Raw genomic sequence first — 24,851 nt, 5'->3', positions numbered from 1 at the left:
GGAGATAGTAATACATGAATGCGGTTCTGTTGAGTTTGCTGGGTTCAGTAATAATCCTTGATAAATATGCGCTGGGTGAGTTTGGCGTTTCGCAGCCGATAATGACCGGGACCATCATCGGAGCCATTTTCGGTGATGTTTGGTTCGGGATTTTTCTTGGCGCTATGATACAATTGATATTTCTTGGTGGTCTGCCAATCGGGCGCGATGTTCCGCCGGATGGACAGGCTGCAGGAATTATAACGGTCACCAGCTACTTCCTCTTGAGGGGTAATAACACACTTGGCCATTCTTTGTTCGTTGCCGCGGTTCTCGGTCTTGCCGGGGGCATCGCAGGTGGTGTGCTGGAGATATATGCGCGCCGATTCAATGAAAAATTGTATGCTCGCTTCATTCATCACGAAGAAAGTCTCTACATTTGCCACACCGCAGGTCTGGTGACGGCATTTGGCCGGGGCCTGTGTCTTTTCCTCCCGATATTCGTGTTCTCAACTCTGTTTGTAATTCCGGGTTTGTTTCCGCAGGTCCATGCGGAAACGATGGCGATCATCGGTGTAAGTCTGGGACTGGCGAATAGTTTCTATCTCTTTGTCAAAGTCAAAACAACTGTTTATTTGTTGATTGGAGGCATATGCGGCTTAGCCTTGGTCGTCTTCTGAGGATTTTCTTCCAGAGTTTGTTCATCCAGACCTCATGGTCTTTTCCTTCGATGCAGAGCATGGGTTTTTTATCGGGTGTGCTTGTTGGCGTTGATGAAGATAAGAGGGCCGAGATAATGAAGACCCAAAAAGGTCTGTTCAATACTCATCCGTACATGGTTTCTTATATTGTTGGCGCAACCGTGCGCGCATACGATGAAGGTAAGGCTTCTGCCGAAGAGATAAAGAAATTTATTTCGGTTGCACAAACAAGTTTTGCATCAGCAGGTGATCTTCTCTTCTGGCGCACGCTCCGCCCGGCATTGCTCCTCGCGGCCGTGATCTTGGGTGTCCATTATGGGATCATAGGACCGCTGACATTTCTTGTCGTCTATAACGTTTTTCATCTGTTCCATCGCATCAAGGGAATCAGTGATGGGTACAGTATGGGTTGGGATGTAATATATCTGCTGAACAAGCGACGATTCAAAACTGTCAGACAGGTATTCGAGGCAGTTGGTGCGTTGCTCAGTGGATTATTGCTCTCGCTGATCGCCGTCGAGGTCAACTACCTGCTCGTTCTTCCTTTAACGGCACTCTTCTTGATAATGCTCGTTAAGAGATACTCTGCGGTCATGATAATCGTATCTGTCCTGCTGGTCGTTCTGATAATAGGTATGGTGTAGTATATGATTAAAGAAAAAGTTACCATATTAAATGAAAATGGTCTGCATGCTCTTCCGGCCTCACGATTCGTGAAGCAGGCCGAGAAATTCAAGAGCGATATAACAATAACAAAAGATGGAGTGGAGGTCAGCGGCAAGAGCATCATGGGTATTCTCACACTAGCTTGCGAGAAGGGGAGTAACGTGATTTTGACCACTGAGGGCGATGATGAGAAAGAGGCTTATGAGGTTTTGAAGAAGATTTTGGAGGGACAAGACTGATGGCCAAAGAGAGAATATTGAAAGGCATTGCTGTTTCGAAAGGCATTTGTCAGGGTGTGGTTTTTGTTTACGAGACGAAAGAAGTCAAGATCTTGCAGACGCCGATACCGGTGCGCTATCTGGCGACAGAAGTTGAACGCTTCGCCAAAGCGCTGAAAAAAACTGAAAAGGAACTGAGCAGTATAAAGGAGCGTATCAATGAAGAGATCGGTGTTGATTTTGCACAATTTCTCGATGCGCAGATATTGATGCTCAAAGACCGTGAAATTATTGAAACTGTCAGTGAGAGAATAAAAACAGAAAAAACCAATGCTGAGTATATATATCATGAAGTCCTCGATGAGTATGCAAGAAAGCTTGGCGCAAGCCGAGACCAATACCTGAGGGAGCGGGTTGCCGATATCTGGGACGTTGGTACACGTGTATTACGCAATCTCGTCGGTATGACTCATAGTTCTGTTGTTGATGTTCCCCAAGGTTCGGTTCTGGTTGCACACGATATTTCACCGTCCGATGCGGCATTGATAAACCCCATCAATGTTCTCGGCATTGCGATAGAGGTTGGGGGGCGCACATCACATACTGCGATCACAGCGCGCGCTCTGGAGATACCTGCTGTTGTCGGGGTGGAGAATCTGCTCACTAAGATAAAGAATGGAGAGAAGGTAATACTTGACGGAAATCGCGGGATTCTCATTAAAAGCCCAACTCCGGGGCGCATTCAGTTCTACCGTGGTGAGATAAAAAAGGAGATTGAGTATCAGAAGATGCTCTCGCCGTTTTGCGAGTTGCCGGCGAAGACGCGTGATGGGCGTCAAATTGACATATCGGCCAATATCGAGTTCTTCGTAGAATATGCTCATGCAAAGAGGTCAGGTGCGATGGGGATTGGTTTGTTCCGAACAGAATTTCTTTACCTTACAAGGCGCGGCAACCCTTCCGAAGAAGAGCAATTCCGCGTTTACGATGAACTGGCAAAAAAAATGAAGCCCGACCCGGTGATTATCAGGACGTACGATCTCGGCGGCGACAAGATATTTTCTGATTATCACGAAGCGAATCCTTTTCTTGGCTGGCGAGCAATCAGGGTCAGCCTCGATAATTTCGATTTCTTCAAAATACAATTGCGGGCTATTCTACGTGCCTCGGTTAATCGAAACATAAGGGTAATGTATCCTATGATATCGACCTACGAGGAGATCAGGGAGGCGAATGCTTATTTCAAAGAGGTTACTGAAGAATTGAAAAAGGAGAAGGTCGATTTCGACGACCACATACAGGTAGGTATCATGGTCGAAACTCCTTCCGCGGCGATCATGAGCACCGAGTTTGCGGCACATGTTGATTTTTTCAGCATCGGTTCGAACGACCTGACGCAATACGTTCTGGCGGTCGATCGCGGTAACGAAAGGGTGAGTCACCTATTCGACCATTTTCATCCGGCGGTGCTGCGTCTGATTAAACAAGTGATCGATGCCGGCCACAAGTCTCACATATGGGTGGGTCTGTGCGGTGAACTTGCGGCCGATCCCCTGGCAATTCCCTTGCTTGTTGGATTGGGCATTGATGAATTGTCGATGAGCCCGGTAGCAATACCCAAAGCAAAAATGGTCTTGCGGGCGCTCACCGTTCCGGAATGCGAAAAGATCGCAGAAAGGGCGCTCAACTTTCGATGCGCAAGTGAGGTACAGAAGTTTCTCAATCGCATGATAGCCAAGAGGTTTCCAGGTATTGGGGGCATAAAATGATGCGTGCAATAATATACTCTTTACCCGAACAGATATCGGAGACTATAAGGCTTGTGCCCGAAGAGTCATTCGGCAGAAAAAAATATGATAAGGTTCTGATATGCGGGATGGGAGGATCGGGAATCAGCGGCGAGATACTGTCTGCGCTGTACCTGGAGCTTATGATAATTTCAAACAAAGATTACAATATACCCAAGTTTATCGATAGTAAGACACTTGCGATTCTTGTGAGTTATTCGGGTAATACAGAAGAAACACTCAGTAATTTCCAGCAGCTGCTGCGGCGAAAAACTGACACGGTGGTGATTTCTTCGAACGGCAAATTGCTCAAGAAGAAGGCACTTAGAAAGATCCGGGTACCTGGGGGATTGCCGCCGCGCGGGGCGCTGGGGTATTTATTCACACCTCTTCCCATCATAATACACCAGGTGGGTCTCACCAAGGTTGACCCCCGGAAAAATTTGATCTCTCTATCAAAATTCCTCGTGAGTGAAAGAGACGGCATTGAACAAATGGCAAAAAAGATGGCGGTCAAATTTCACGATAAATTGCCTGTCATCTATTCCGACTCGGCGAAGTTCATGCCCGTGGCAAATCGCTGGCGCTGTCAGTTGAATGAGAATGCAAAGGTGCTTGCTCACTTCAACGTAATACCGGAAATGAATCATAACGAAATTGTAGGTTTGGGTAGACCTGCATTCTTAAATAAGTATATCACAATTGTTTTTCTCAATGATCCCGGGGCGCATCCACGAAACAAGCTGAGGAGAAGGCTGTTGAAATCTCTGGTCAGTAGCGAGATCTCTGCGATCAACGATGTCGAACCCAGGGGAAATGACGCCTTGCAGCACATATTCTGGACCATTATGCTGGGTGATTTTATCAGTTATTACCTGGCAATCGAGCAGGGTATCGACCCGATGCCGGTTGTTAGAATTGAACAACTCAAGAAGGAAATGTCAAAATACAAGTAGGAACGAGTAATCGGCAGATGCTCGAACCGGCGGACCTTGATCGAGTGTTCCAGGCGCTTCTTGACATCAGCTGAATGAGTGGTAAAATTAGCTGTTGAATCATGGATACAGCATTTCTGTTGGACAAAATACCCCTTTTCATAGATTATCTACGTAAAGAGAAGAACTATTCAGAACACACGATAAGGGCCTATCGGAAGGATATCGAGTCATTTTTTGAATTTCTGAGTGAAGAAGACATCTCGGCAGTAGATAGTACTATTATATCATACTTTATTGCTTTTCTAATGAAATATGGTCTCGATACAACAACGGTGGCAAGAAAATTGTCAAGTCTGAAGTCATATTTCAAAGCATTGAAGAGAATGGGATTCGTATCCGATAACCCGGCAGACGTGATAAGAACGCCAAAGAAGAAGAAACATCTGCCGGGATTTCTCACCTACGAACAGATTGAAGAAGGTCTCAAGATAGATGACCCGAGAGATTACGCGATGATGGAGTTGCTTTATTCGTGCGGTCTGCGGGCAAGCGAACTTACTGGATTGAATGTCGATGATGTCGATCTGCAAAAAGATGAGGTGCGTGTCATGGGAAAGGGTGGTAAGGAACGGATTCTGCCCATGGGCCGGAAAGCACGGGCGGCGATAGTAGCGTATCTGGGTTCTCGTAAGCAGCCGGCTGGGGAGAATGCTCGGAAAGCGCTCTTCCTTAACTGCCGGGGAGGACGGCTGTCGAATCGTTCCTTGCAGCGCATCGTACGGAAACACCTTATGAAAGTTGCACGAGCCTCAGGAACGAACCCACACATACTCAGACATACCTTCGCAACGCATCTACTTGAGCGCGGTGCCGATCTGAGGGCAGTACAGGAGTTACTGGGGCACGTATCACTCTCCACCGTACAAATTTACACACACCTTACCACAAAGCGCTTGAAAGATATATACGCTAAGGCTCATCCAAGGGCAGAATAAGATCAGTGTGAAAAAGAATATCGCTTTCATATCCAGCATTCTTCTGTTTGTTACTTCTATATCGTGCAAGAAGAGAGATGAGTTTGCCTTATTACATGAAGGAGATTTCAGTATTGTAACAAAGGGGTCATATCGTGGACATCTTCTGTTCCTGGGTGACGGCAGAGAACATCGCGAAACTGTCGAATACCTGAAAGGATTGGTCGACAATAATTTTGGGATACTGGAGTTGATAAATGAGAGATTTTATGCCATACCTCATATGGGCTACAGGTTCAAGTATGCTGCGCTGGACACGGAAAGTGGAATGATGGTGTTGAGGTACTTCGCGAGAATAAGGGAACACCCTGTGTATGCCGGTTATCAAATACAGTTCCTGTTCGATGCCGAATCGCGACGGTTGAAGGGAATATACACCGAGGAGGTTCCTCTTGAGTAGGAACTTCCTGGTGAGCAGCCTCTTGCTCATTTGTAGTCTTGTGGCGGGAGAAGCGCAAGACGAATTGAGGTTCTATGAAATAGAGATGGCCACAACACCCAATTATGCCAACCAATTCACGGTCGGACGCAGTCGTCTCGCCCAGGGGCAGATTAAGGAAAGCATCGACCTGCTTGAAGGTGTCAAGCGTGTGATGCCTGATGCGCACTATTATCTCGGCATCGCTTACTACCGGTTAGGTGAGTATGATCGATCGGTAGGTTGTTTCGAAGAATTTATTGAGTACCGACATGATGTTTGGCAGGCTTACTATTACCTCATTCTTATCCATTTGAAGCAGGGCAATCTTGATGGTGCAATGAGTCTTTTGAGTAGGATCCCCGATACTGCTGAACGCCAGCGTATATTTGATTACATTTCGAATTACGGGATGTTAAGCGAAGCGCGCAAAAGGCATGCCGAAAAGAGATATGATGAAGCTATTGATTTGTACAAACAGGTTGAAGGTTTTGGGGGCTACCGTGAGATAGGCATGGCGCTCACCTATGCAAGAATGGGTAGGTACAAGGAGAGTCTATCTCTGCTTGACAGCGTCATTGATCACAGCGGTGATGAAATGCTTGTTCAATGGGGGCTTCTCGAAGCTGGCAGGGAACTTGCATTGCTTCAGGAATTGCGTAAGGCGAAGCAGTACCTCCGAGAATATCTGGAGATAACATCCGATGATAATGCCAAATTCCTGATGGGCAAAATACTGAATGAAGAGGCAAAATATGATTCGGCGAGGACTTATTTGAAAGATTTGTCAGATACGGTTGACGCATTTCTTTTCTACAAAGGCAGGACCGAGTATTTCTTAGGCCTATGGGGTAAAGCAGAGGAGAAGTTGCTGCGTCATCAAGAGGCTTTTCCGAAATCCATGTATGCGGATCGGACTTTATATATATTGGCTTCGATTAACTTCAAGCGTAAGGAATACAGAAACGCAGTACAGTTCTGGAAGGTATTGGTTGATTCATTCCCGCTATCACCTTACGTCGCCTCTGCGCTTCAGGGCATGGGTGATTCATATTTCAATATGCGTGAATATTCGAACGCCCTGAGTGCATACAATCGTGTTGCGGAACATTTCCCTTCTGAGCGAATATCGGCCGAGGTGAGTTTGAGGATTTATGAGACTGAATACAATCTGGGGTATTATCCATCGCTGCTTGATGCATTGAGAAAGCACGTCAGGGAAAATCCGAAGTCAATTCTGGTCGACAGAGTGAGATTACGTATTGCCAAAATAAACTATGAAAGAGGAGAATATTACCAGAGCATTCATGAACTGGATAGAATCATCGAGGATTATAAGAATCAGGCGATCGAGGTAGAGGCATTGATGCAGAGAATACAGGTGACTCGCGCCGTGAACGACAAGACCGAATTATTTGTTTCACTACGTTCCTTGTTGAATAATGAAAACGCTGCCGAGTACCGTCTTTATGCAGCCAATGAACTTGGCGCTTTGTGGGCTGATGAGATGAGATATGATTCAGCACTTTATTACTATAATCTTCTCCTTGAATCTGATACATACCGGGAGAACGCAATACTGAAGATTGCCGGGCTCTATAGTCAGCTGGGGCGTAACCAGGAGTCAATTGCGATGACGGATAGGTTGATTGACGTGTATCCCCGATCAGCCTATAGAATTGATGCGGTTATGCTGAAATCCCATGCGCTGAAGAATGAAGGTGATTACATCTCCGCTACGAACATTCTCCTTGATCTCATCAATGAAGTGGGGGAACGTGCCGATGTGTATATGGAAATCGGAAATTTGTTCTTTGAATCAGAAGAATTTTTGGATGCTCGAACGAACTACTTGCGGGCATGTGAGTTATATACGCAGAATAGGGAAGACGCAGCCGAAGCTCTGATGCTTGCTGGTGATGCCTCGGTGGCCATCGGTGATATTGCTAAAGGCAAGGAGTACTACTTACGTGCAAACATGATCGCCGAATCTCATCTCATGAAAAACAGGGCGATGCAGAAACTGACTACATTGACTGAAGAGTGACTTGCTCGAGGAATTGAATAATACGGTTATTTCAAGAGATTTCCTATTTTAGTCAGTTCATCCTTTAGTTCGCGGAGAAATTTATTTCTATTCTTCAACGGGAGCGATAATTGCTCAGGTCCTTCGATTATCTGTATGATCTTCTTTTTTGCCCCAGCGATTGTATAACCCTGCTCGTGAAGGATATTTTTTATCATACGCACAATATCCACGTCTTTTTTTGTGTAGTAGCGGCGTCCGACCCGGTTTCGTTTGGGCCGCAGTATGGAGAATTCTTTTTCCCAATACCTTAATACATACGGTTTCAATTCAAGCAAATCAGCCACTTCCTTGATTGAGTAGAATTCTTTTTCAGCCATGTTCCTCCTTTAATCTATACACTGAATTACTCATTCTTTAAAGGTCTTCGCATTAAACTGCCGATCGCAGTTTGCGGCTTTTCGTCTTCATATAGTATCTTATGCACAGCTTCACAAATCGGCATTTCGATGTTGTGCCGGGTAGAAAGTTTTATTACCGCCTTGGCGGTCGGAGCACCCTCGGCGATCATGACCATTTCACTGGTCGCCTGTGCAAGATTCTTACCCTCACCGATCTTCCTGCCAAGGGTATGATTCCGTGATTCCTCGCTGAACGCTGTAGTTACCAGATCGCCGACTCCAGAAAGACCCCAGAAGGTCTTTTCTTTTGCTCCCATCGCGATGCCGAAACGCTGTATTTCAACGATGCCTCTCGTTATTAGAGCTCCCTTAGCATTGGAGCCAAAACCCAGGCTGTCGATAATACCGCATGCTATGGCTACAACGTTCTTGACCGCTGCGCCCAATTCGACACCTATGATATCATCACTTTGATATATACGGAAGTAATCGGTCGATAGTTCCTCCTGCAGCTTTTTTGTTCCCTCCATTTTTTCTCCGACCACCACGACCGCAGTAGGTTCTTTTCTTATGATTTCGTTGGCGATACACGGCCCCGAAAGCACGTAGACATTACCCTTTGCATTGGCTAATTCTCCGATTACCTCAGATGGGCGAAGCAACGTGCTGATCTCAATGCCTTTAGTCAAGCTCAGATAATATTTGTTGTCGGGTTCGAGTTTCTTCAATGCTGAGACAACACTTCTCAACACTTGCGAAGGTACTGCAAAAACGATGAGATCAGCTTCGGTGACTGCTTTCTCGAGTTCCCAGTGGACCTGGATCTTGTCGGGTATTCTGTAGCCAGTCAAGAAGGGTTCGTTATTTCTTGTTGTGCTAACGTGGCGGGCGCGTTCTTTATTGTATTCCCATACTCTTATCTCGTGTCCTTTCAGGTACTGCATTATGCCGAATACCGATCCCCAGTTACCGCAACCCAAGATGCCGATCCTCACTTTCTCCTCCATAGTACAGTCTTGGGTTCTCTACCCCGAAGGAGACGTTCGATGTTATGTCGATGTGCGAAGAACACCATGATGGCGACAAGGATAAAAAGCAAACGGTCAGCTACTGCTCCGTCGTGCAGGATGAACGAAAAAAGTGGTAGTGCGACAGCAAAACACAGGGAGGCAAGCGATACGAGCATTGTAGTAAGATAGACCAGCAGCCAGATACCGAGCGAGAGGCCAAATGATTTTGCTGCAAGAGATACCGCAACTCCGATTGTCGTAGCGACCCCTTTACCGCCTCGAAAACCGAAGAACGGGTTGAAGATATGACCGAGTATCGCGCCGGCGCCGGCAAATGTACCGGTATCAAGAAGCGACTGGCTGAGGATAACCGGTACTACACCTTTTAGGGCATCGAGCAGGAATCCCAATACGAAGAATGGGAACCCAAGATTACGCCCCAGATTTGTGGCGCCGATGTTTCCGCTGCCCGTTTTTCTAATGTCCACTCCACGCAACATCCCGAGCATGTATGAGAAGGGCACGATACCAAAAAGCAGACCGATCAGGAACGAAAGAAAATACTTCACCATCAATTTATCTCCTCCTGTACTTCTTTCTGATCTTTGTTCTTATGAGCACCGGTATGCCAGCAAAACCAAGATAATTTCTTATCACGTGTCTCAAGTATTTTATATAACTTTCTTTTGCTGGTGAAGAGAGAGTAACCTGAAACACCGGCGGCCGATGACCTACCTGCCTGAGCATGAATATCTCGCCCCTTGGCGGTGGCTTGAGCACTTTGGTAATGTCGTCGAGCGTGCCCTGTTCTGCTATTTTATTGCTTTCTTCGTACATATCCATGACTTTTTGCATGAGCGCTGGGACGTTCGCACGCGTCTTTGCTGATATTGGGATCACTGGTACGAAATCAAGGTAGGGCATGGACCTGATTGTGGAGGGGATTATTTTCCGCTGTTCATTGGGTTCGATAAGATCGATTTTGTTGGGTGCTATTATCAACCCTTTTGCCTTGGAGAGAACCAGCTCCGCGATTCTTTGGTCCTGATCGACGATGCCTGTCGTAGTGTCGAAGATCAAAATCGTGATATCAGTTTGCTCGATCATATTGATAGCACGCATTACCGAATAGAATTCGATTGGTTCTTTGATGCGTGAGCGTTTTCTGATGCCTGCTGTGTCGATTATTTCCACGTCATTTCCATTAAAGGTAATTCTTGCATTGACCGGATCTCTGGTCGTGCCCGGTTTGACATCGACAATTGCTCTTTCTTTTCTCAGAAATGCGTTGAGCAAGGTCGATTTACCGGAATTCGGTCTTCCCATGATCAATAACCTGACGCAAGACGTCTTTTTTGATATTGGCGGTGCAGGAAGCTGTTTCAAGGTGGCTTCCAGCACGTCTCCGAACCCGATCCCTCCTTCGGCTGACACTACGAACATTTTCTTGTGGCCTAGCCTGTAGAATTCAGCGGCGTTGTGTTTGATTTTCCTGTCGTCGATCTTATTGACCAGAAGGAAGATCGGTTTGTTTACTTTTCTTAATTCACTGCTGATCTCTTCGTCTATCGGCTTGAGTCCACTTCGTCCGTCAACGACGAAGTAAATGATGTCCGCTTCCTCAAGGGCAGTTTCGATTTGATTTTGTATGCTCGTGGCGAGAGGAAAATCTTCATCGGGGAAGAAACCGCCTGTGTCGATCAGCCCAAACGAACGGCCACACCACTGAACTTCGCCGTAGACACGGTCCCGGGTGACACCCGGCTCCTTGTAAACGATACTGTACCGCATGCCGGTTAACCGGTTGAAAATCGTGGATTTCCCTACATTCTTCCGTCCGACTATTGCTATTATAGGCACGAGATCAACTCCTTCAGGCTCTTCGGAGATATGAAAGCGCGTTTATCAGTGATTGTTTTGCCGTCCAGAAACTGACCTTTGTCGTTTACGCAATTTGGGGGTAGGATTATGCGATCAAATTTACTTCCATGAGCCGATATATGCCGGTTTATATCACCCGCACACAGCAGTCCAGAAACGGTTACGGTTTTTCCGAGAAATCTGTTTGTGACAGGGTTGATTTCTATGCGGATGCCAGGGGCCAGTCGAGTTTTGAGTCGCTCCAGATATGGATAGGCGGAGACACCGGTCAGGATCAGATGTCTGCCCTTCGATTTCTTGAGCCTTCTGATCCCCTTCATTTCTTCGAGGAAAGATCTGACCATGCCGATTCCATTCTCGTATTGAGGGTAGTCATCATAGTATTCTCTTTCTGGTATCGGATAACCTGCCTTCAGGTAAAACTCGTCTGCCAGGTACACAAGTCCGCGATGGGTGATTCCCCGGAAATACTGGTGTAACATATTTACAATTTTCAAGATCGACCGGCTCTCTTTTTTCGAAACAAGTGGAATTCCTTTCATGTATTTGGTTTTTCCTACCGGTACAATTCCGATCGAAGCGACCGCCGGATACAATTGCCACAGTTCAGCTATGGTTTTGAGAAGACTTCTTCCATCGGTAATTCCAGGGATTACTACGATCTGGCAGTGCAATTTCACACCATGACTCCCAAGTGCTTTCAATTGCTCCGTGATCATGGCTGCTCTCTCATTCTTGAAGAGCCTGGCACGCAATTCTGGGTCTGTAGTATGCACTGATACATAGAGTGGAGAAAGTTTGAGTCGAGCGATTCTTGAGATATCCGAGCGTTTGATATTGGTCAGGCTCAGGAAATTACCGAACACGAAAGAAAGCCGGTAGTCATCGTCCTTAAAGTAGAGTTCCTTTCTTAAAGATCCTGGCAGACCCTTGATGAAACAGAAATGGCAATTGTTCGTGCACACTCTGTAGCGTGGCGTATCAAGCGTAACTGGTATTTCCTGACACCGCCTGTATGTTACCTTCTTTCGAGTGCTATTGTACTCCAACACGATGTGACGGGTCGTATCGGAGTCATTGTAGAACTGGAATTCGAGGAAGTCTTCAATTTTATGGCCATTAATCGTTGTTAGTCTTGCGCCTTGAGGGATTCTCTTATCTCGGCTTGCGATAACCTTGACCATATGGTGATTATAGGATAAATAGGCTAGAATTCAAGTGTTTGTTTAACATCGCCTGTTCTGCTGCAGGCTGCAGGTTCTTTCCCGGAGACAATTGACAATGCCTGATTTATGTGTATTATTAACATTCAAACATCAACTGCCGGGGTGGTGGAATTGGCAGACACATACGTTTGAGGGGCGTAGGCCTTCGGGCATGGGGGTTCAAATCCCCCCTCCGGCATCTGGGAGGAACCAGTGAGTATAGTTATAATGTCTTTGTTGTTGGTATTCTCGACAACACAAGCCGACATCAGCAGGACAAACCTCGATGATTCCTATACGATCGGTGAACAGTCTCATCATAAAACATACCCGGCGCGGACGCCGCCAGAACAGATGCCCGGGTGGCCAAAACAAATGCCGGCCGCCGCTTTCTTTGCACCGAGCGGTGTTGTCCTCGCGGATATTAATGAAGACGGGTATTGCGAGGTCTTGACGGGTACGACTTCGAATGCATTCTACATCTGGGATTACCAGGGGAATCTCTTGACGGGTTGGCCAAAGACCGGGATTGAAGAGATCCAAACCAAGGCTGCAGTTGCTGACATAGATACGAGTTTTCCCGGTTTGGAGATCATCGTTCCGGGCCGGGCGAATACATTGTATGCTTGGCACAATGACGGCACGAACGTACCTGGCTGGCCTCAGATAGTCGGCGAAACCAGTGGCTTCAAATCCGCCGTCATTTTTGATATTGACGGAGATGGTGACCTCGAGGTCATCCTCGGCCAGAGATATTATCCTGAAGGACGCGTACGTGTGTTCCATCACGATGGCACGCCGTTTGCCGGCTGGCCCAAAGTGGTTGATTACATGTGCGTCTCAACACCTTCAGTCGGTGATATTGACAATGACGGTGTTATTGAAATATGTGCGGTCTCTTTTAATTCCGTCTATGTGTGGGACAAAGACGGTAATGATGAACCAGGATGGCCAAAGCTCAATATTGCAGGCGGTGTTATTGGCGGCGGGATAAGCTATGCCCAGCCCGTGCTCTGTGATATTACCGGCGATGGTAACGGTGATGTTCTGGTGGCCACTTATACCGATTATTGTGATTCAGTAAAAGTTTGGCAGTATGACGGGTCGGGCTATGCCGGCTGGCCAAAAGCATACCCCGGACCCCAGTCATATGTTACGCCGGTCACCGGAGATATTGATGGCGACGGTGATTATGAGATATTCGGCGGCGGGCATGAGAGCTATAACGGCTTCCTTGCTCGGCATCATACTGGTGGGCAAGTCGGCGGATGGCCGGTTGAAGTTTACAATAATGAGTGCTCACCAATTGTCTTTGATCTTGACGATGATGGCGACCGTGAAGTGATCGTTGGTGAGAACGTCAATCCTGGCTATCTTCTGGCTTTTCATGGAGACGGAACAGTCGTGGATGATTGGCCAATTCAAACTGCGACAAACGTCTATGTGAACAGTGCTTCGGTCGCGGACGTCGATGCGGATGGTGATATAGAAATCGCTCTGCTGGTCGCCGATGGAACGGTGAATCTGTGGACCATTGAGGGCGTGTCATTGAGGAATTACCTTGTTGATTGGGGCACGTTCTTCCATGATAACTGGAATACCGGATGGGTACACCCGCTGCCGCCTGAGAATCTCGTTGCAGATGTGAGTGGTGACACGGTTTCGTTGTCCTGGGACGCGAACGCTGAACCGGATATTGCTGGCTACAATGTGTACCGCAGCGATGTTAGCGGCGGTCCTTATGACAAGATTAATGAAGAAGTTGTTGCAGAACTTGTCTACGCTGATGTTCCGGGTACGGGTGACTACTATTATTGTGTTACTGCTCAGATACATGCAGTGACCGAGTCGCGTTTGAGTAACGAGGTGAGCGCGCCGGTTGGTGTGAGTGAGGTTACGGAGAACCTGGTTACCAATATTACCGTTTCTCCGAATCCATTTCACGGTTCTGTCAGTTTCTCGTCACGGTCCACCGATAATATGAACATAAGGATTTACGACGTTACCGGTTCGCTTGTTGAGGAGATTGCCGGGCAAGGTAGTGTTATCTGGCAGACTGACTACAAGATTCCGCAGGGTATTTATTTTGCGGATATCAAGGCCGGCGGGCAGCAGACAACCAGGAAGATCATAAAGCTCAATTAAAACTGGCCTATACGTTTCATAAAAAGCACGGGCTCGGGGCCGTACGCGGCCCCGAGCCTTGTTTTCAGATACTGGGGGACAGGGAGTCGAACCCCGATTAGTTGATCCAGAGTCAACCGTCCTACCATTGAACGATCCCCCAATAGCAAGCCCTGTCGAGCTTGCTCAAATAAGAAGCACGAATTTCGAAATCCTAAATCTTATTGATTATACTTAGCATTTACCCATCGTCAAGCTTACAAAGTTGACAAGCATTACTTGCCGTGTATAATCATAGAATAGTATCTTAGATTATGATGATACTGCTGCATTGGAGAGCTAGTCCTAACTGGTAAGGCAGCGGACTTGAAATCCGCCGGGAGCAATCCCATGGGGGTTCGAATCCCCCGCTCTCCGTTCGAGCTTGGCTCGAAATGATTACAGCGATGGTTTTTCGGAATTTGTGTGATAGGTTTGAGGCGCCGGATTGAGCATAGCCTTGTTGTGTTCCACACCTTTCGGGGTGTGTGGTAACAATCGTTGATGGAGAGGTGGCCGAGCGGTCGAAGGCACCCGCTTGCTAAGCGGTTTCTCGTCGAAAGATGGGACGGGAGTTCGAATCTCCCCCTCTCCGTCCCGCACCTTTCGGGGCATATGAGATTTTTCATGGTGCAAGCATTATGTACTACGTGTATCTTCTAAGGAAATGCAAAGATAACGAAATCTATGTTGGTTATTCCAACAATCTCAAGAGGCGATTCGGTGAACATAATCGCGGAGGAAAAGTGTGGGAGCTTTTATATTATGAAGCATACAAGGCGCGGAAGGATGCAATATAAGAGAGAAAAGATTGAAGCAGCACGGGAAAGCATTGGGTCAATTGAAAAGACGGCTATTGTACAGCCTTGTTATGCCCCGAAAGGTGCGGGATAGATTACGGTGATGGCACTACGGCAAAGAAGCGTTCGGTCAATTGAAAAGAAGAATTCAATAGAGCCTTATTGTGACCACAAAAGTGCGGGGTAGATTACAGTGATACCAAAATAAGATTACAGCGATAAAAGGAACGGGATATAGTATGACAAAAGAAATGAGGGTCAGAATAGCACCAAGCCCTACCGGTTTTTTCCACGTCGGTAGTGCCCGTACGGCATTGTATAATTGGCTTTTTGCCCGGCACCATGGAGGCAAGTTTATCCTGCGTGTTGAGGATACCGATGTCGTCCGTTCGTCAGAAAAAATGATCAGTGTTATTCTTGACGGGTTGAAATGGCTGGGCATCGATTGGGACGAGGGTCCCTTTTTCCAGTCAGAAAGAATATCGATCTACGAGAAATACGTGCAGTCGTTGCTCGACGACGGTAGAGCCTATCATTGTTACTGTGACCCTGAAGACCTTGAACGAGAAAAACAGGCTGCCTACAAACGGAAAGAAGATTGGCAGTATGATCGAAGGTGTCTGCACCTCTCTCCAGCCGAACGTTCTGATAAGGAGAAGCAGAAAATACCCAGAGTCGTTCGCTTTTTGGTCCCCGATGAAACGGTGTCTTTCAACGATATTGTCCATCATGAAATAAAACGGGAAGCCCGGGACATTGAAGATCTTGTGATCATGCGTTCAAATGGTATCCCGACCTACAATCTGGCGTGTGTTGTTGACGACCATGAAATGGGCATTACTCATGTGATCCGCGCGGTCGACCATATCACAAACACCCCCAAACAGATACTGCTTTACAATGCTCTAGGTTTGCCTCTTCCGGAGTTTGCACACCTGCCGCTAATTCTCGGCGAAGATAAAAGCAAGTTGTCAAAACGGCATGGTGCAGCGTCTTTAATGAGTTATAAAGAGAAAGGCTACATCTCCGGCGCCGTTTTGAACTACCTCGCATTGCTGGGATGGTCACCCGGAGATGACAGGGAAGTAATGAGCACCGATGATATTATTAAATCCTTTAGCTTGGACCGCATAAGTTCATCGAACGCAGTATTCGATGAACAGAAGTTGGAGTGGATGAATGGACAGTATATCTACGCGATGTCAGACGAGGACCTGTGTGAGCAGTTACGCCCGGCTATTCTAAAATCGGGTTTCTTGAGTGCAGATGAGATAGAAGAAAAGAAGGGATATCTGACAAAGGTTTGTGGGCTGGTAAAATTACGCTTGAAAACTCTGGTAGATTTCAGAGAAGCGGCAGCTTATTTCTTTGTTGATGATTTTGACTTTGATGAAGATGGTTTGAGCAAACATCATACCACGGAGACGCTCACTTTGCTGCGTGCTTTTCTCCCGCATCTCGAAAAGATAGACAAATATACTGCCCAGGAAATCGAAGAAAGCGTTCGAGATTTTGCTGATGCCAGCAAAATCAAAGCACGCCAAATAATTCATCCATTGCGTTTTTCTGTTACCGGCAAGCAGGGTGGTCCTGGGCTCTTTGAGACAATGGAAATCATAGGCAAGGAAAAATGTCTAATGCGCATAAGGAGATTCATTGATGGCTTCAAAAGACAAGAAGAAAAGAAAACATAAAAAAGAGATAAAAGAAGAACCGGTGACTGCTTTCTTGAGTTTCCCGGCATTTCTGACAATTGTTTCATCGTCGGTTGAGGTTTTCAGAAAGGAGACGATCGGCTATCTTGTGGGCTTCAAGGGTGAGAACAAATATATGGTTGAATATGCTATTCCTTACCAGACGGCAGAGAGTGGTTATGTACATGCTACGGTTGATATGGACAGGGTTACCAGGATCAACGATATTCTCAGCAAGGTTTCTCAAGGACAGGGACTCGAATTCGTTGGTGACTTTCATTCGCATACGATGTTTGGTAAGAGCCCCGCAACAGTTGTACCGTCAAACACTGACCTGATGTCGACAATCCCGGGCGAGTTGAATATTATTTGCGCGGTAAACATGAAAAAACGTGCGGTGCGCTGGTATGAGAGTGACCGGGGCATTTTGGTGGGGACGATAGGGGAATATCGTATTGAAATCGGTGGATACTACGTGGAAGAGGCGACCATCGGTCGGCAGTATCAGCGGGTTTTCATCAAATGCCCGGCTATGACAGGTATTGTGGAGGAAAAAGATTGATATGCCAATAATCGGTATTGGCATAGACATCGTGGAAGTAGAGAGGATCAAGTCGGCAGTAAATAAGAGAAAGAATTTTCTGAAAAGAATATACACTCCCGAGGAAATAAAGACGAATCCAAAGGGTGAGTTCCGTTATCAAGAGCTGGCTGGTAGGTTCGCAGTAAAGGAGGCATTTTTCAAGGCGATAAAGAGCGGGTGGCGTCGTGGCGTCACGTTCAGTGATGTCATTGTACTGAATGAACCATCCGGAGCGCCGTACATAAAGTTAGCCGGCAGGGCAAAAGAAATCACTGAATCACTGGGCGCAAATAGTATCTTCGTCAGCATAAGTCATACAACTGACTTGGCAACAGGCATTGTGATCATCGCCAATCAGTGATGCCAGGAGGTATTATGAAAGATATCATTTTCGCATTTGATGGCCAGGGTGCATTCCGTTCCGGTATTGGCAAGGAACTTTGTGCAAAATATTCCATGGCCAGGAACCTTGTGGATGAGTGTAGTGAGATACTGGGATATGATTTGACAGAGTACCTCTGGGGTGATAAGTCCAACGCCACTGCAGGTCGTACCAGTATCGCACAGCCCGCAATAAGCGTCATCTCACTCGCGTATGCTGAGGTTCTCAAAGATCTCGGTGTGGAGGGAAAGGTGTCGCTAGGTCACAGTCTCGGGGAGGCAACGGCTATCGTCTACACAGGTATCACATCTTTGAATGATGGAGTCAAAATGATAATGAAGCGCGGTGAAGTCATGGAGGCCGGCGGGGGGCAAGGCGCGATGATGGCGGTATTGAACATTGGTCTGTCCGACCTTGAGAAAATGTGCCAGCAAGCAACGGAAGAGATTTCAGAACCGGTTGTTGTGGCCAACATCAACGCCCCGAATCAGATCGTTGTTTCAGGTTCCCAGGCGGCGATACAGAAAGTCGCGCAAAGTGTAGCAGAAAAACACGGGCGCGCCATTCCACTCGGTATCGGAGGAGCATGGCATAGTCCTTATCTGGAAGACGCTGCTGCAGAGTTCGCTACATACCTGGACGGTGTTGAATTCAAGAAGCCGCAGCGTAAGTTCTACTCGGTTGTTGACCAGAGTATTCTTGAAGCACCGGTTAAAATCAAAGATTCGCTGAAACGGCAGATGCTTTCCCGCGTGAACTGGGTTGATGCGATCAATAATCTTAAGACGGAGAACAAATTATTTCTGGAGATCGGACCCAGCAAGATTCTTCGGGACCTGATAACACGGATCGACCCGAGCATCAAAGTTGACTCAATCGCCCTTCACAGTGACCTGGGAGATTTCGCGGCGACTTTGTAGTGCGGCAAATATGAAGAGGAAGATCATGTCAAGCAAGATCAAGAAAATACCACTGAGCGACCTGGATGATTTTATATCCATTGTCGGGAATGCATATCCTGGATTCAGCATAACGACAGATGAGGAGCGCAAGAAGATGCGGCAGCGGCTCGTCATGTTGTCAAAAGATCCTACAATCGCACATTATGGCTTGTACCGTAACCACAAGCTGGTTGGGGGCATGCGTACCTACGATTTCGACATGAATTTCTTCTCTATTAAAACCATGGTCGGTGGGGTTGGCCTTGTCGCCGTTGACCTCCTGCATAAAAAAGAAAAAGTGTGCAGGGATTTAATATTGTATTTTCTCGATCTGTATCTACGGAAGAAATCATCGATGGTTGCGCTCTACCCATTCCGTCCGGATTTCTACAGGAAGATGGGTTTTGGTTACGGCACCAAGTTGAACCTCTACAGAATTCAGCCGGTGGACCTGCCTTCAGGCGGTTCACGTGAGCACTTGCGGTACTTAGCTCCGGGGGACAGAAGAGCTTTCAAAGAATGTAATGATCGCTTCTGTAAAAAACATCACGGTATGTTCGAACTCAAGAAGCATGAACTGCTAAGTTTTTTCAAGAATCCGGCGGCGAAGACGGTTGTATACGAGAAGAGTAGTAGAATTCTGGGCTATCTGTCATTCGTATTCAAAAAGGCCAATGATGAGAATATACTCAATAACTACATTCTCATCCGAAGATTGATCTACGAAAACAGAGATGTTCTGCACGAACTCCTTGCGTTTCTTCGTACACAATCAGACCAGGTACCTCAAATAGTATTCCCAACTCAGGATGATATGGTACATTTCCTTGTCAAAGACCCGCGCGATGGTTCAGAGAACATAATTCCCTTGATCGGACATCAGACGAATACTCAGGGCGTCGGTATAATGTACCGAGTGATTGACATCATGGGCATATTCAGGGTTCTCGCAAACCATCAGTTTGGACGTCAAAGCTATCGTCTGAAGTTATCAATACACGATAGTTTCTTGAAGAAAAATAGCGGCTCAGTCATTCTGGAATTTGATGATGGTCGTGCTTCAATAAAGAAAGGCGGTAACTACGACGTTGAAGTTTCTCTTGATGTCTCTGATTTTTCTTCTCTATTGGTTGGCTCGGTAGATTACGGCAGTCTGTATCAGTACGGTTTGACCGAGATCTCAAACCAGCAATATATCGATACTGTTACTAATACCTTCAAAGTTGGACAAAAACCGATCTGTCATACCACATTTTAATCCCGAAAAGAATAACGCAAATATTACGGATGTTGACAGTGCTTGCCGCTGCTGCATGTAGTTGACATGACAAGAAATCTGTGTTATCATTAAATGTGAACGTCGTAATACCTGTTGCCGGTGAAGGAACACGACTTAGACCCCACACGCATTCCGTGCCCAAGAGTCTTTTGTATGTTGCCGGTAAACCGATTTTAGGACACATCCTCGATAGCCTTGAGGGTTTGAACATAGACAATTTTGCCATTGTTCTTGGCGCGAGAGGAGAGGCGATAGTCGATTTCTGTAATACCTTTCCCTATGATTTCAAGTATGTACTGCAGGAGAAAAGGCTGGGCCTCGGTCATGCAGTTCTTGTTGGAGCACAGGCTTTGGAAGGGCCAACATTGGTCCTTCTGGGGGATACAATAATAGATGTTGATTATAAGAAATTCTGTGCGGGTAAGGCTAACATGCTTGCCGTAAAAGAGGTTGATGACCCGCAGCGGTTCGGCGTTGTTGAGGTCAGAGATGATAGTGTAATAAGCGTCGTCGAAAAACCAAAACATCCTACGTCCAATCTAGCCATCGTCGGTTTGTACTATTTTCACGATATTTCGAAAGTCAGAGGTGCGGTTGAGTACATCATGGAGAAGGATATCAAGACCAAAAATGAATACCAGCTAACCGATGCGCTGAAGTATTTGTTGGACAGCGGTGAAAAATTCAAGATTCAGAGAATAGAGAACTGGTACGATTGCGGTACTGTTGATGCGTTGATAGAGACTAATCGCTATCTCTTGAAAAAAACGCAGTACTACAAGAAAAGGGGTGATAATATCATATTACCGCCGGTTTTCGTAGCCGATTCGGCAAAGATATCGCAGGCGATCATTGGGCCATACGTTTCAATAGGTGACAATGTGACCGTACGGAATTCAATAGTCAGAGATTCAATCCTCAACCGAAGCGCAACTGTTGAAAATGCGCTTCTCACAGAATCCATTATCGGCGAGAACGCGGTTGTTAAGGGTGGTTACAAGAGATTGAACGTAAGCGAATCTTCGCTTGTCGAGATACCATGATTTTGCTGCTGTGCATTTCAATTGAACTCAATTCCCCCGAAGTGGAGTATCTGGTAAAGTCAGGTCTCGAATATTCTTACGTTGAGCAGTTCGACAGCGCCCACTACTATTTCAATCAGTTAAAGGAAACATACCCTGAAAACCCAGCAGGCTATTTTTTTAGCGCCGCCCTCATTCAATTGAAGATGATGGATGAATGTCAATTTCTGGATGAAGACGATTACAACGGTTTGATGCGAGAGACAATTAAACGTTCGCAGACAATTCTTTCCGAAGAAACTAATGTCTGGGCGAAATACTACTTAGCAAATGCATACATATATCAGGCTGTATATAAGGGGTTTCGCAAGGAGTATTTCGAGACGTTCAAGTTAGGCATGAAAGGCGGTAGGATGATGCAGGAGTTGGTGAGAGAGGATTCTGCATTTTATGACGCCTACCTGGCGGCCGGGACTTTTGAATATTTCTGGGCGCGAGCGTCGCGGTATCTGCCTTTTCTCAACCTTGGTGGAGGCGATGTCGAAGGGGCAATCGGGAAATTAAATATCGCAGCTCAGAAGAGTATTTATTCAGGGCCTACTGCGAGAAATTCTCTGGTTTTCATCTACGGTGAAGAGGGTCAATACGAAAAGGCCGAAGTGATTGTTGATGCCCTTTTAGAAGAATATCCCGTATCAAGAACATTCATGTGGAATAAGGCAGAACTGGAGTTCAAGAGAGAGAACTACCGGGTTGCTGCCAGCGCTTTTGAAGATCTTTATGAACGTTATGATGCACATAACGTAAAGAATTACGCGAACCTGGCACAGTGTCACCTCTATATTGGTAAGTGTCTGGCCGAATTGGGCGATAAGGAGAACGCGAGGGCAAATCTGAAGGCAGTCATAGGATTAAAGGAGCACTCGGATAAGTACCCTCAGATCAATGGATACTGTCGCGAGGCGTATGCATTACTCAACCGCCTGCTGTAGAGAAAGATCACAACCAGCATGAAACAGCCCATCGGGCAATCCGATAAGAAACTTCTTGTTCTGACTTATTACTGGCCGCCGCTTGGCGGCCCTGGATCACTACGACCAGTAAAATTCGCGAAGTATTTGCCTTCCTTCGGCATAACACCAATAATTCTCACGCGCAAGAATGTTGCGTATCACAGCTTTGATGATGAAATTGGGCGGGACGTGCGAAACGTAAAAGTATTACGAACCTGCAGTATGGACCCGGCGCGCATACTCTACTTGCTGGGAATGAGAAATTACAGCGTGAGCCGATGGCATGGTCCGATCAAACGCACAATTAATTTCCCGGACAATAAGACACCGTGGGTGCCATTTGCCTTGAGCGCGGCCAGAAAGACCGGGTTTGATGCTATATTCGCGACTGCGCCTCCGTTCAGCACTTTCATTACTGGTTACTATCTGGCAAGAATTTCAGGCAAACCGCTGATCGTTGATTTCCGTGATGCCTGGTTGGAATTTCCCTTCATGCCTTACAAAGGCCGTCTGCAAAAGGAATTTGTGCGGAACTGGGAGAGAAAGGTCGTCAATATTGCCAGCTTGATAATTGTAGTAGACGATAATATAAGTAATTCACTCCTCGATCGCTATCCTCAGATTCGCGATAAGATATGTGTAATTCCAAATGGTTACGATCCGGATGATTTCAAGCGGACTGAAGAACCTGATAGATTCACTATATCCTATCTGGGAACTGTAAGGAAAGAAAGGAATCCTGAGAATATCTTGAAAGCTATTTCGCACGTCATGTCGAAAAACAGATTGGACAAAGATAGAATCAGATTCAGGTTCATAGGGTATGTCGAGGAGCGCTTTCTGCGCATCATAAAGAATTACAATTTCGTTGAGTTGACCGGTCATTTGCCTTACAAGAAAGCAATCGATATATTCTGCAACTCGCATCTGGCCGTATTGATCACCACCGGTAGTGAATATTTCTTCCCGAGTCGGCAGAATGAATATCTTGCATCAGGATTGCCGATTATCGTTTGTGGCAGATCCAAGGGGCTGCATATGCTATCCGGCGCTCTTGAGAAAGGCTATCCTGGCTGGATCTTCGATTTTGACGACATTGACGGGATGACGAAACGATTCAGCGATTTGTATGGTAAGTACAGGAAAGGAATTGTTATTAAAGGGAAAACACCTTATCAAGCATATACTCGCAAAAATCTGACACGAATATTAGCAGAGAAGATAAACAAAATATAGGAATACTCTGGTTTCCTGCTAGATCATGAATAATGTTCGTTACTTTCGTTATTCTCGTTAATTTCGTTAATCCCGCTAATATAGGTGGCAAGTTACAGATTCCCTTATGGAATGAGCAGGGGCACTCAAATTTCTCTTGAAATCAAGATTTTATGAAATTTGGTGTGGGCCTTTTTTTGGTGATACCCCGTTCTTCGCTGCGCTTGAACGAGGGTCCTCAATTTCGCAGCTACCCCAAAATACTTAGCATTATGGGAGGCTAAATTTGTGAGAATCCTGCTCATGGGGAGCGGGGTAAATCAAAGATAATGAAATCCCGTATTTTCTTGCGAAAACACGGGATGTTGAAATCGACGACCACAGTCATCTTCATTTCATTCGATGCCTGCGGGTCTATTTCACATGGGCAGGGAAGGATTCGAACCTCCGAAGGCCTTCGCCAGCAGATTTACAGTCTGCCCCCGTTGTCCACTTGGGTACCTGCCCCAACAGATCGTTTAACGGTTAAGGTTGCGATGCCGGTATCGTTAATCTTCATCGGTTTTCCGTTTTGCGACCCAACGACAAAACCTAACAACAAAACTGGCTGCCACAATGTATAACCAATACGTCCAACTTCTTTTAGAGAAGCCGGCGGCCAGATTCGAACTGGCGACCTGCTGTTTACAAAACAGCTACTCTACCACTGAGTTACACCGGCGCTATCCAGTATCATACGCACTCGTTCGCGTGGCTATCCCGACATGGCAAAAACGTATTTTGATACTCCAGTAATAATACAAAAAAACGACATAAAGTCAAGATTTGGGGGGAAGACCAAGGTATGGTTTAGCATCCTACGGTTACGAGGTTCGATGTGACAGAAGTTGTGAAGATAAGAGGTTAAGACGCTGAGAGACGAAACGATAATAACGAAATTAGCGAGATTAACGGGAATAACGAAACTAACGGAATTTATGACTTGGTTTATGGTAGTAGGATTTGGCACGCCGGTCCTGCTTGTCGAAACCGACGTGCCATTAACGTATCGCTTCTCGAAACCGGCTGTCGTCAGCCGTTATTTCAAAAGTACCGTCTTCTGAACGTGCTGGTAGTTGTCAGTGTCGAGACGGATAAAGTAAACACCCGCCGGCACCTGACGACCCTGGTCATCAAGACCATTCCAATGGACCGTATAGTAACCAGGTTCACTCATGCCCTCGGCGAGTGCGGATATTAAGCGCCCCGCAGCATCATAAACCGCCAGATTGACCCGGCCCTGCGCTGCAAGCTGGTAATTGACCTGCAGATTCCGCACAAACGGATTCGGATACACCACACCCATCATGGTCTGCAGCGGCACCGTGGTCAACTTCGTATACTCCTCAACACCTAAATAATCCGGCGGATAGGTCGTATACCGCACCGCAAACGAATCGGTCACCGCCCAAGCCCAGGCATGATACACCCCATCATAATAATACTCCAAACCAAC

Annotated in this window: 24 protein-coding genes and 6 tRNA genes; 21 read left to right on the top strand and 9 right to left on the bottom strand. The window is 46.5% G+C overall.

What is annotated here, in order from left to right; translation table 11 throughout:
• The first annotated feature begins 14 nt into the window (after positions 1 to 14).
• The 8 genes from OEV79_09090 to OEV79_09055 all read left to right on the top strand — a co-directional run bounded on the left by OEV79_09090 (position 15) and on the right by OEV79_09055 (position 7,788).
• Entirely contained in the window at positions 15 to 659 is a 645-nt protein-coding gene (locus tag OEV79_09090; protein MDH4211585.1) for a PTS sugar transporter subunit IIC, read from the top strand.
• A complete protein-coding gene (locus OEV79_09085) occupies positions 632 to 1,324 on the top strand; it encodes a PTS system mannose/fructose/sorbose family transporter subunit IID (protein MDH4211584.1) in 693 nt (230 codons plus the stop codon). The genes OEV79_09090 and OEV79_09085 overlap by 28 nt, the downstream gene beginning before the upstream one ends.
• A gap of 3 nt (positions 1,325 to 1,327) precedes the next feature.
• Positions 1,328 to 1,585, top strand: coding sequence for an HPr family phosphocarrier protein (locus OEV79_09080; GenBank protein ID MDH4211583.1), 258 nt, complete (start codon positions 1,328 to 1,330; stop codon positions 1,583 to 1,585).
• Entirely contained in the window at positions 1,585 to 3,333 is a 1,749-nt protein-coding gene (ptsP, locus tag OEV79_09075) for a phosphoenolpyruvate--protein phosphotransferase (GenBank protein ID MDH4211582.1), read from the top strand. The genes OEV79_09080 and ptsP overlap by 1 nt, the downstream gene beginning before the upstream one ends.
• Complete coding sequence (locus OEV79_09070; protein MDH4211581.1) at positions 3,330 to 4,307, top strand: bifunctional phosphoglucose/phosphomannose isomerase; 978 nt, start codon at positions 3,330 to 3,332, stop codon at positions 4,305 to 4,307. Before ptsP ends, OEV79_09070 begins: the two co-directional genes overlap by 4 nt.
• Positions 4,308 to 4,408: 101 nt before the next feature.
• Positions 4,409 to 5,284: a tyrosine recombinase XerC gene (locus OEV79_09065; GenBank protein ID MDH4211580.1), complete on the top strand. Its 876-nt coding sequence runs from the start codon at positions 4,409 to 4,411 to the stop codon at positions 5,282 to 5,284.
• Between the two features lie 7 nt (positions 5,285 to 5,291).
• Positions 5,292 to 5,723, top strand: a complete 432-nt coding sequence (locus OEV79_09060) for a hypothetical protein (protein MDH4211579.1) — start codon at positions 5,292 to 5,294, stop codon at positions 5,721 to 5,723.
• The gene (locus OEV79_09055) at positions 5,716 to 7,788 is read left to right on the top strand and encodes a tetratricopeptide repeat protein (protein ID MDH4211578.1); all 2,073 of its coding nucleotides are present in this window, start codon (positions 5,716 to 5,718) and stop codon (positions 7,786 to 7,788) included. Before OEV79_09060 ends, OEV79_09055 begins: the two co-directional genes overlap by 8 nt.
• 26 nt (positions 7,789 to 7,814) lie before the next feature.
• Here OEV79_09055 and OEV79_09050 read toward each other — a convergent pair whose 3' ends face one another.
• The 5 genes from OEV79_09050 to OEV79_09030 are packed head-to-tail and all read right to left on the bottom strand — an operon-like array spanning position 7,815 to position 12,243.
• On the bottom strand, positions 7,815 to 8,147 hold the full coding sequence (locus OEV79_09050; protein MDH4211577.1) for a MerR family transcriptional regulator: 333 nt from the start codon (positions 8,145 to 8,147) through the stop codon (positions 7,815 to 7,817).
• A gap of 26 nt (positions 8,148 to 8,173) precedes the next feature.
• Complete coding sequence (locus tag OEV79_09045; GenBank protein ID MDH4211576.1) at positions 8,174 to 9,163, bottom strand: NAD(P)-dependent glycerol-3-phosphate dehydrogenase; 990 nt, start codon at positions 9,161 to 9,163, stop codon at positions 8,174 to 8,176.
• Positions 9,160 to 9,750 (bottom strand): glycerol-3-phosphate 1-O-acyltransferase PlsY, encoded by a 591-nt coding sequence (gene plsY, locus OEV79_09040; GenBank protein MDH4211575.1) that lies wholly within the window; start codon positions 9,748 to 9,750, stop codon positions 9,160 to 9,162. Before plsY ends, OEV79_09045 begins: the two co-directional genes overlap by 4 nt.
• A 4-nt stretch (positions 9,751 to 9,754) precedes the next feature.
• Positions 9,755 to 11,038, bottom strand: a complete 1,284-nt coding sequence (der, locus tag OEV79_09035) for a ribosome biogenesis GTPase Der (protein MDH4211574.1) — start codon at positions 11,036 to 11,038, stop codon at positions 9,755 to 9,757.
• Entirely contained in the window at positions 11,029 to 12,243 is a 1,215-nt protein-coding gene (locus OEV79_09030; protein MDH4211573.1) for a DUF512 domain-containing protein, read from the bottom strand. Before OEV79_09030 ends, der begins: the two co-directional genes overlap by 10 nt.
• 138 nt (positions 12,244 to 12,381) lie before the next feature.
• Here OEV79_09030 and OEV79_09025 point away from each other — a divergent pair.
• Both OEV79_09025 and OEV79_09020 read left to right on the top strand, forming a co-directional pair.
• Positions 12,382 to 12,463, top strand: a tRNA-Leu gene (locus tag OEV79_09025).
• A 14-nt stretch (positions 12,464 to 12,477) separates the two neighbouring features.
• Positions 12,478 to 14,409: a T9SS type A sorting domain-containing protein gene (locus OEV79_09020; GenBank protein MDH4211572.1), complete on the top strand. Its 1,932-nt coding sequence runs from the start codon at positions 12,478 to 12,480 to the stop codon at positions 14,407 to 14,409.
• A 71-nt stretch (positions 14,410 to 14,480) separates the two neighbouring features.
• On the opposite strand, the gene OEV79_09015 is transcribed toward OEV79_09020, so the two are convergent.
• Positions 14,481 to 14,551, bottom strand: a tRNA-Gln gene (locus OEV79_09015).
• Positions 14,552 to 14,721: 170 nt separating this feature from the next.
• On the opposite strand from OEV79_09015, the gene OEV79_09010 reads away from it, so the two are divergent.
• From OEV79_09010 to OEV79_08960, 11 genes are all read left to right on the top strand, one after another.
• Positions 14,722 to 14,805: transfer RNA gene (locus tag OEV79_09010), tRNA-Ser, on the top strand.
• A 128-nt stretch (positions 14,806 to 14,933) separates the two neighbouring features.
• Positions 14,934 to 15,022: transfer RNA gene (locus tag OEV79_09005), tRNA-Ser, on the top strand.
• Between the two features lie 46 nt (positions 15,023 to 15,068).
• Positions 15,069 to 15,227 (top strand): GIY-YIG nuclease family protein, encoded by a 159-nt coding sequence (locus tag OEV79_09000; protein MDH4211571.1) that lies wholly within the window; start codon positions 15,069 to 15,071, stop codon positions 15,225 to 15,227.
• Between the two features lie 239 nt (positions 15,228 to 15,466).
• Positions 15,467 to 16,921 (top strand): glutamate--tRNA ligase, encoded by a 1,455-nt coding sequence (gene gltX, locus OEV79_08995; GenBank protein MDH4211570.1) that lies wholly within the window; start codon positions 15,467 to 15,469, stop codon positions 16,919 to 16,921.
• Positions 16,887 to 17,483: a hypothetical protein gene (locus tag OEV79_08990; protein MDH4211569.1), complete on the top strand. Its 597-nt coding sequence runs from the start codon at positions 16,887 to 16,889 to the stop codon at positions 17,481 to 17,483. Before gltX ends, OEV79_08990 begins: the two co-directional genes overlap by 35 nt.
• A 1-nt stretch (position 17,484) precedes the next feature.
• Complete coding sequence (acpS, locus tag OEV79_08985) at positions 17,485 to 17,865, top strand: holo-ACP synthase (protein MDH4211568.1); 381 nt, start codon at positions 17,485 to 17,487, stop codon at positions 17,863 to 17,865.
• Between the two features lie 14 nt (positions 17,866 to 17,879).
• The gene (locus OEV79_08980) at positions 17,880 to 18,806 is read left to right on the top strand and encodes an ACP S-malonyltransferase (protein ID MDH4211567.1); all 927 of its coding nucleotides are present in this window, start codon (positions 17,880 to 17,882) and stop codon (positions 18,804 to 18,806) included.
• A 25-nt stretch (positions 18,807 to 18,831) separates the two neighbouring features.
• Positions 18,832 to 20,085 (top strand): GNAT family N-acetyltransferase, encoded by a 1,254-nt coding sequence (locus OEV79_08975; protein ID MDH4211566.1) that lies wholly within the window; start codon positions 18,832 to 18,834, stop codon positions 20,083 to 20,085.
• 95 nt (positions 20,086 to 20,180) lie between these two features.
• Entirely contained in the window at positions 20,181 to 21,149 is a 969-nt protein-coding gene (locus tag OEV79_08970; protein MDH4211565.1) for a sugar phosphate nucleotidyltransferase, read from the top strand.
• Positions 21,146 to 22,120: a hypothetical protein gene (locus OEV79_08965; GenBank protein MDH4211564.1), complete on the top strand. Its 975-nt coding sequence runs from the start codon at positions 21,146 to 21,148 to the stop codon at positions 22,118 to 22,120. Before OEV79_08970 ends, OEV79_08965 begins: the two co-directional genes overlap by 4 nt.
• An 18-nt stretch (positions 22,121 to 22,138) precedes the next feature.
• Positions 22,139 to 23,377, top strand: a complete 1,239-nt coding sequence (locus OEV79_08960) for a glycosyltransferase (GenBank protein MDH4211563.1) — start codon at positions 22,139 to 22,141, stop codon at positions 23,375 to 23,377.
• 403 nt (positions 23,378 to 23,780) lie between these two features.
• Here OEV79_08960 and OEV79_08955 read toward each other — a convergent pair.
• The 3 genes from OEV79_08955 to OEV79_08945 all read right to left on the bottom strand — a co-directional run.
• A tRNA-Tyr gene (locus OEV79_08955) sits at positions 23,781 to 23,863 on the bottom strand.
• 142 nt (positions 23,864 to 24,005) lie between these two features.
• Positions 24,006 to 24,077 (bottom strand) — tRNA-Thr (locus OEV79_08950).
• 357 nt (positions 24,078 to 24,434) lie between these two features.
• On the bottom strand, positions 24,435 to 24,851 hold a 417-nt coding region (locus tag OEV79_08945), incomplete at its 5' end, for a T9SS type A sorting domain-containing protein (protein ID MDH4211562.1).

The organism is candidate division WOR-3 bacterium, assembly GCA_029858255.1.
Classification (GTDB): Bacteria; Hydrothermota; Tepidihabitantia; order SM23-42; family SM23-42; genus SM23-42.
This window is presented reverse-complemented; position numbering and strand designations above follow the sequence as displayed.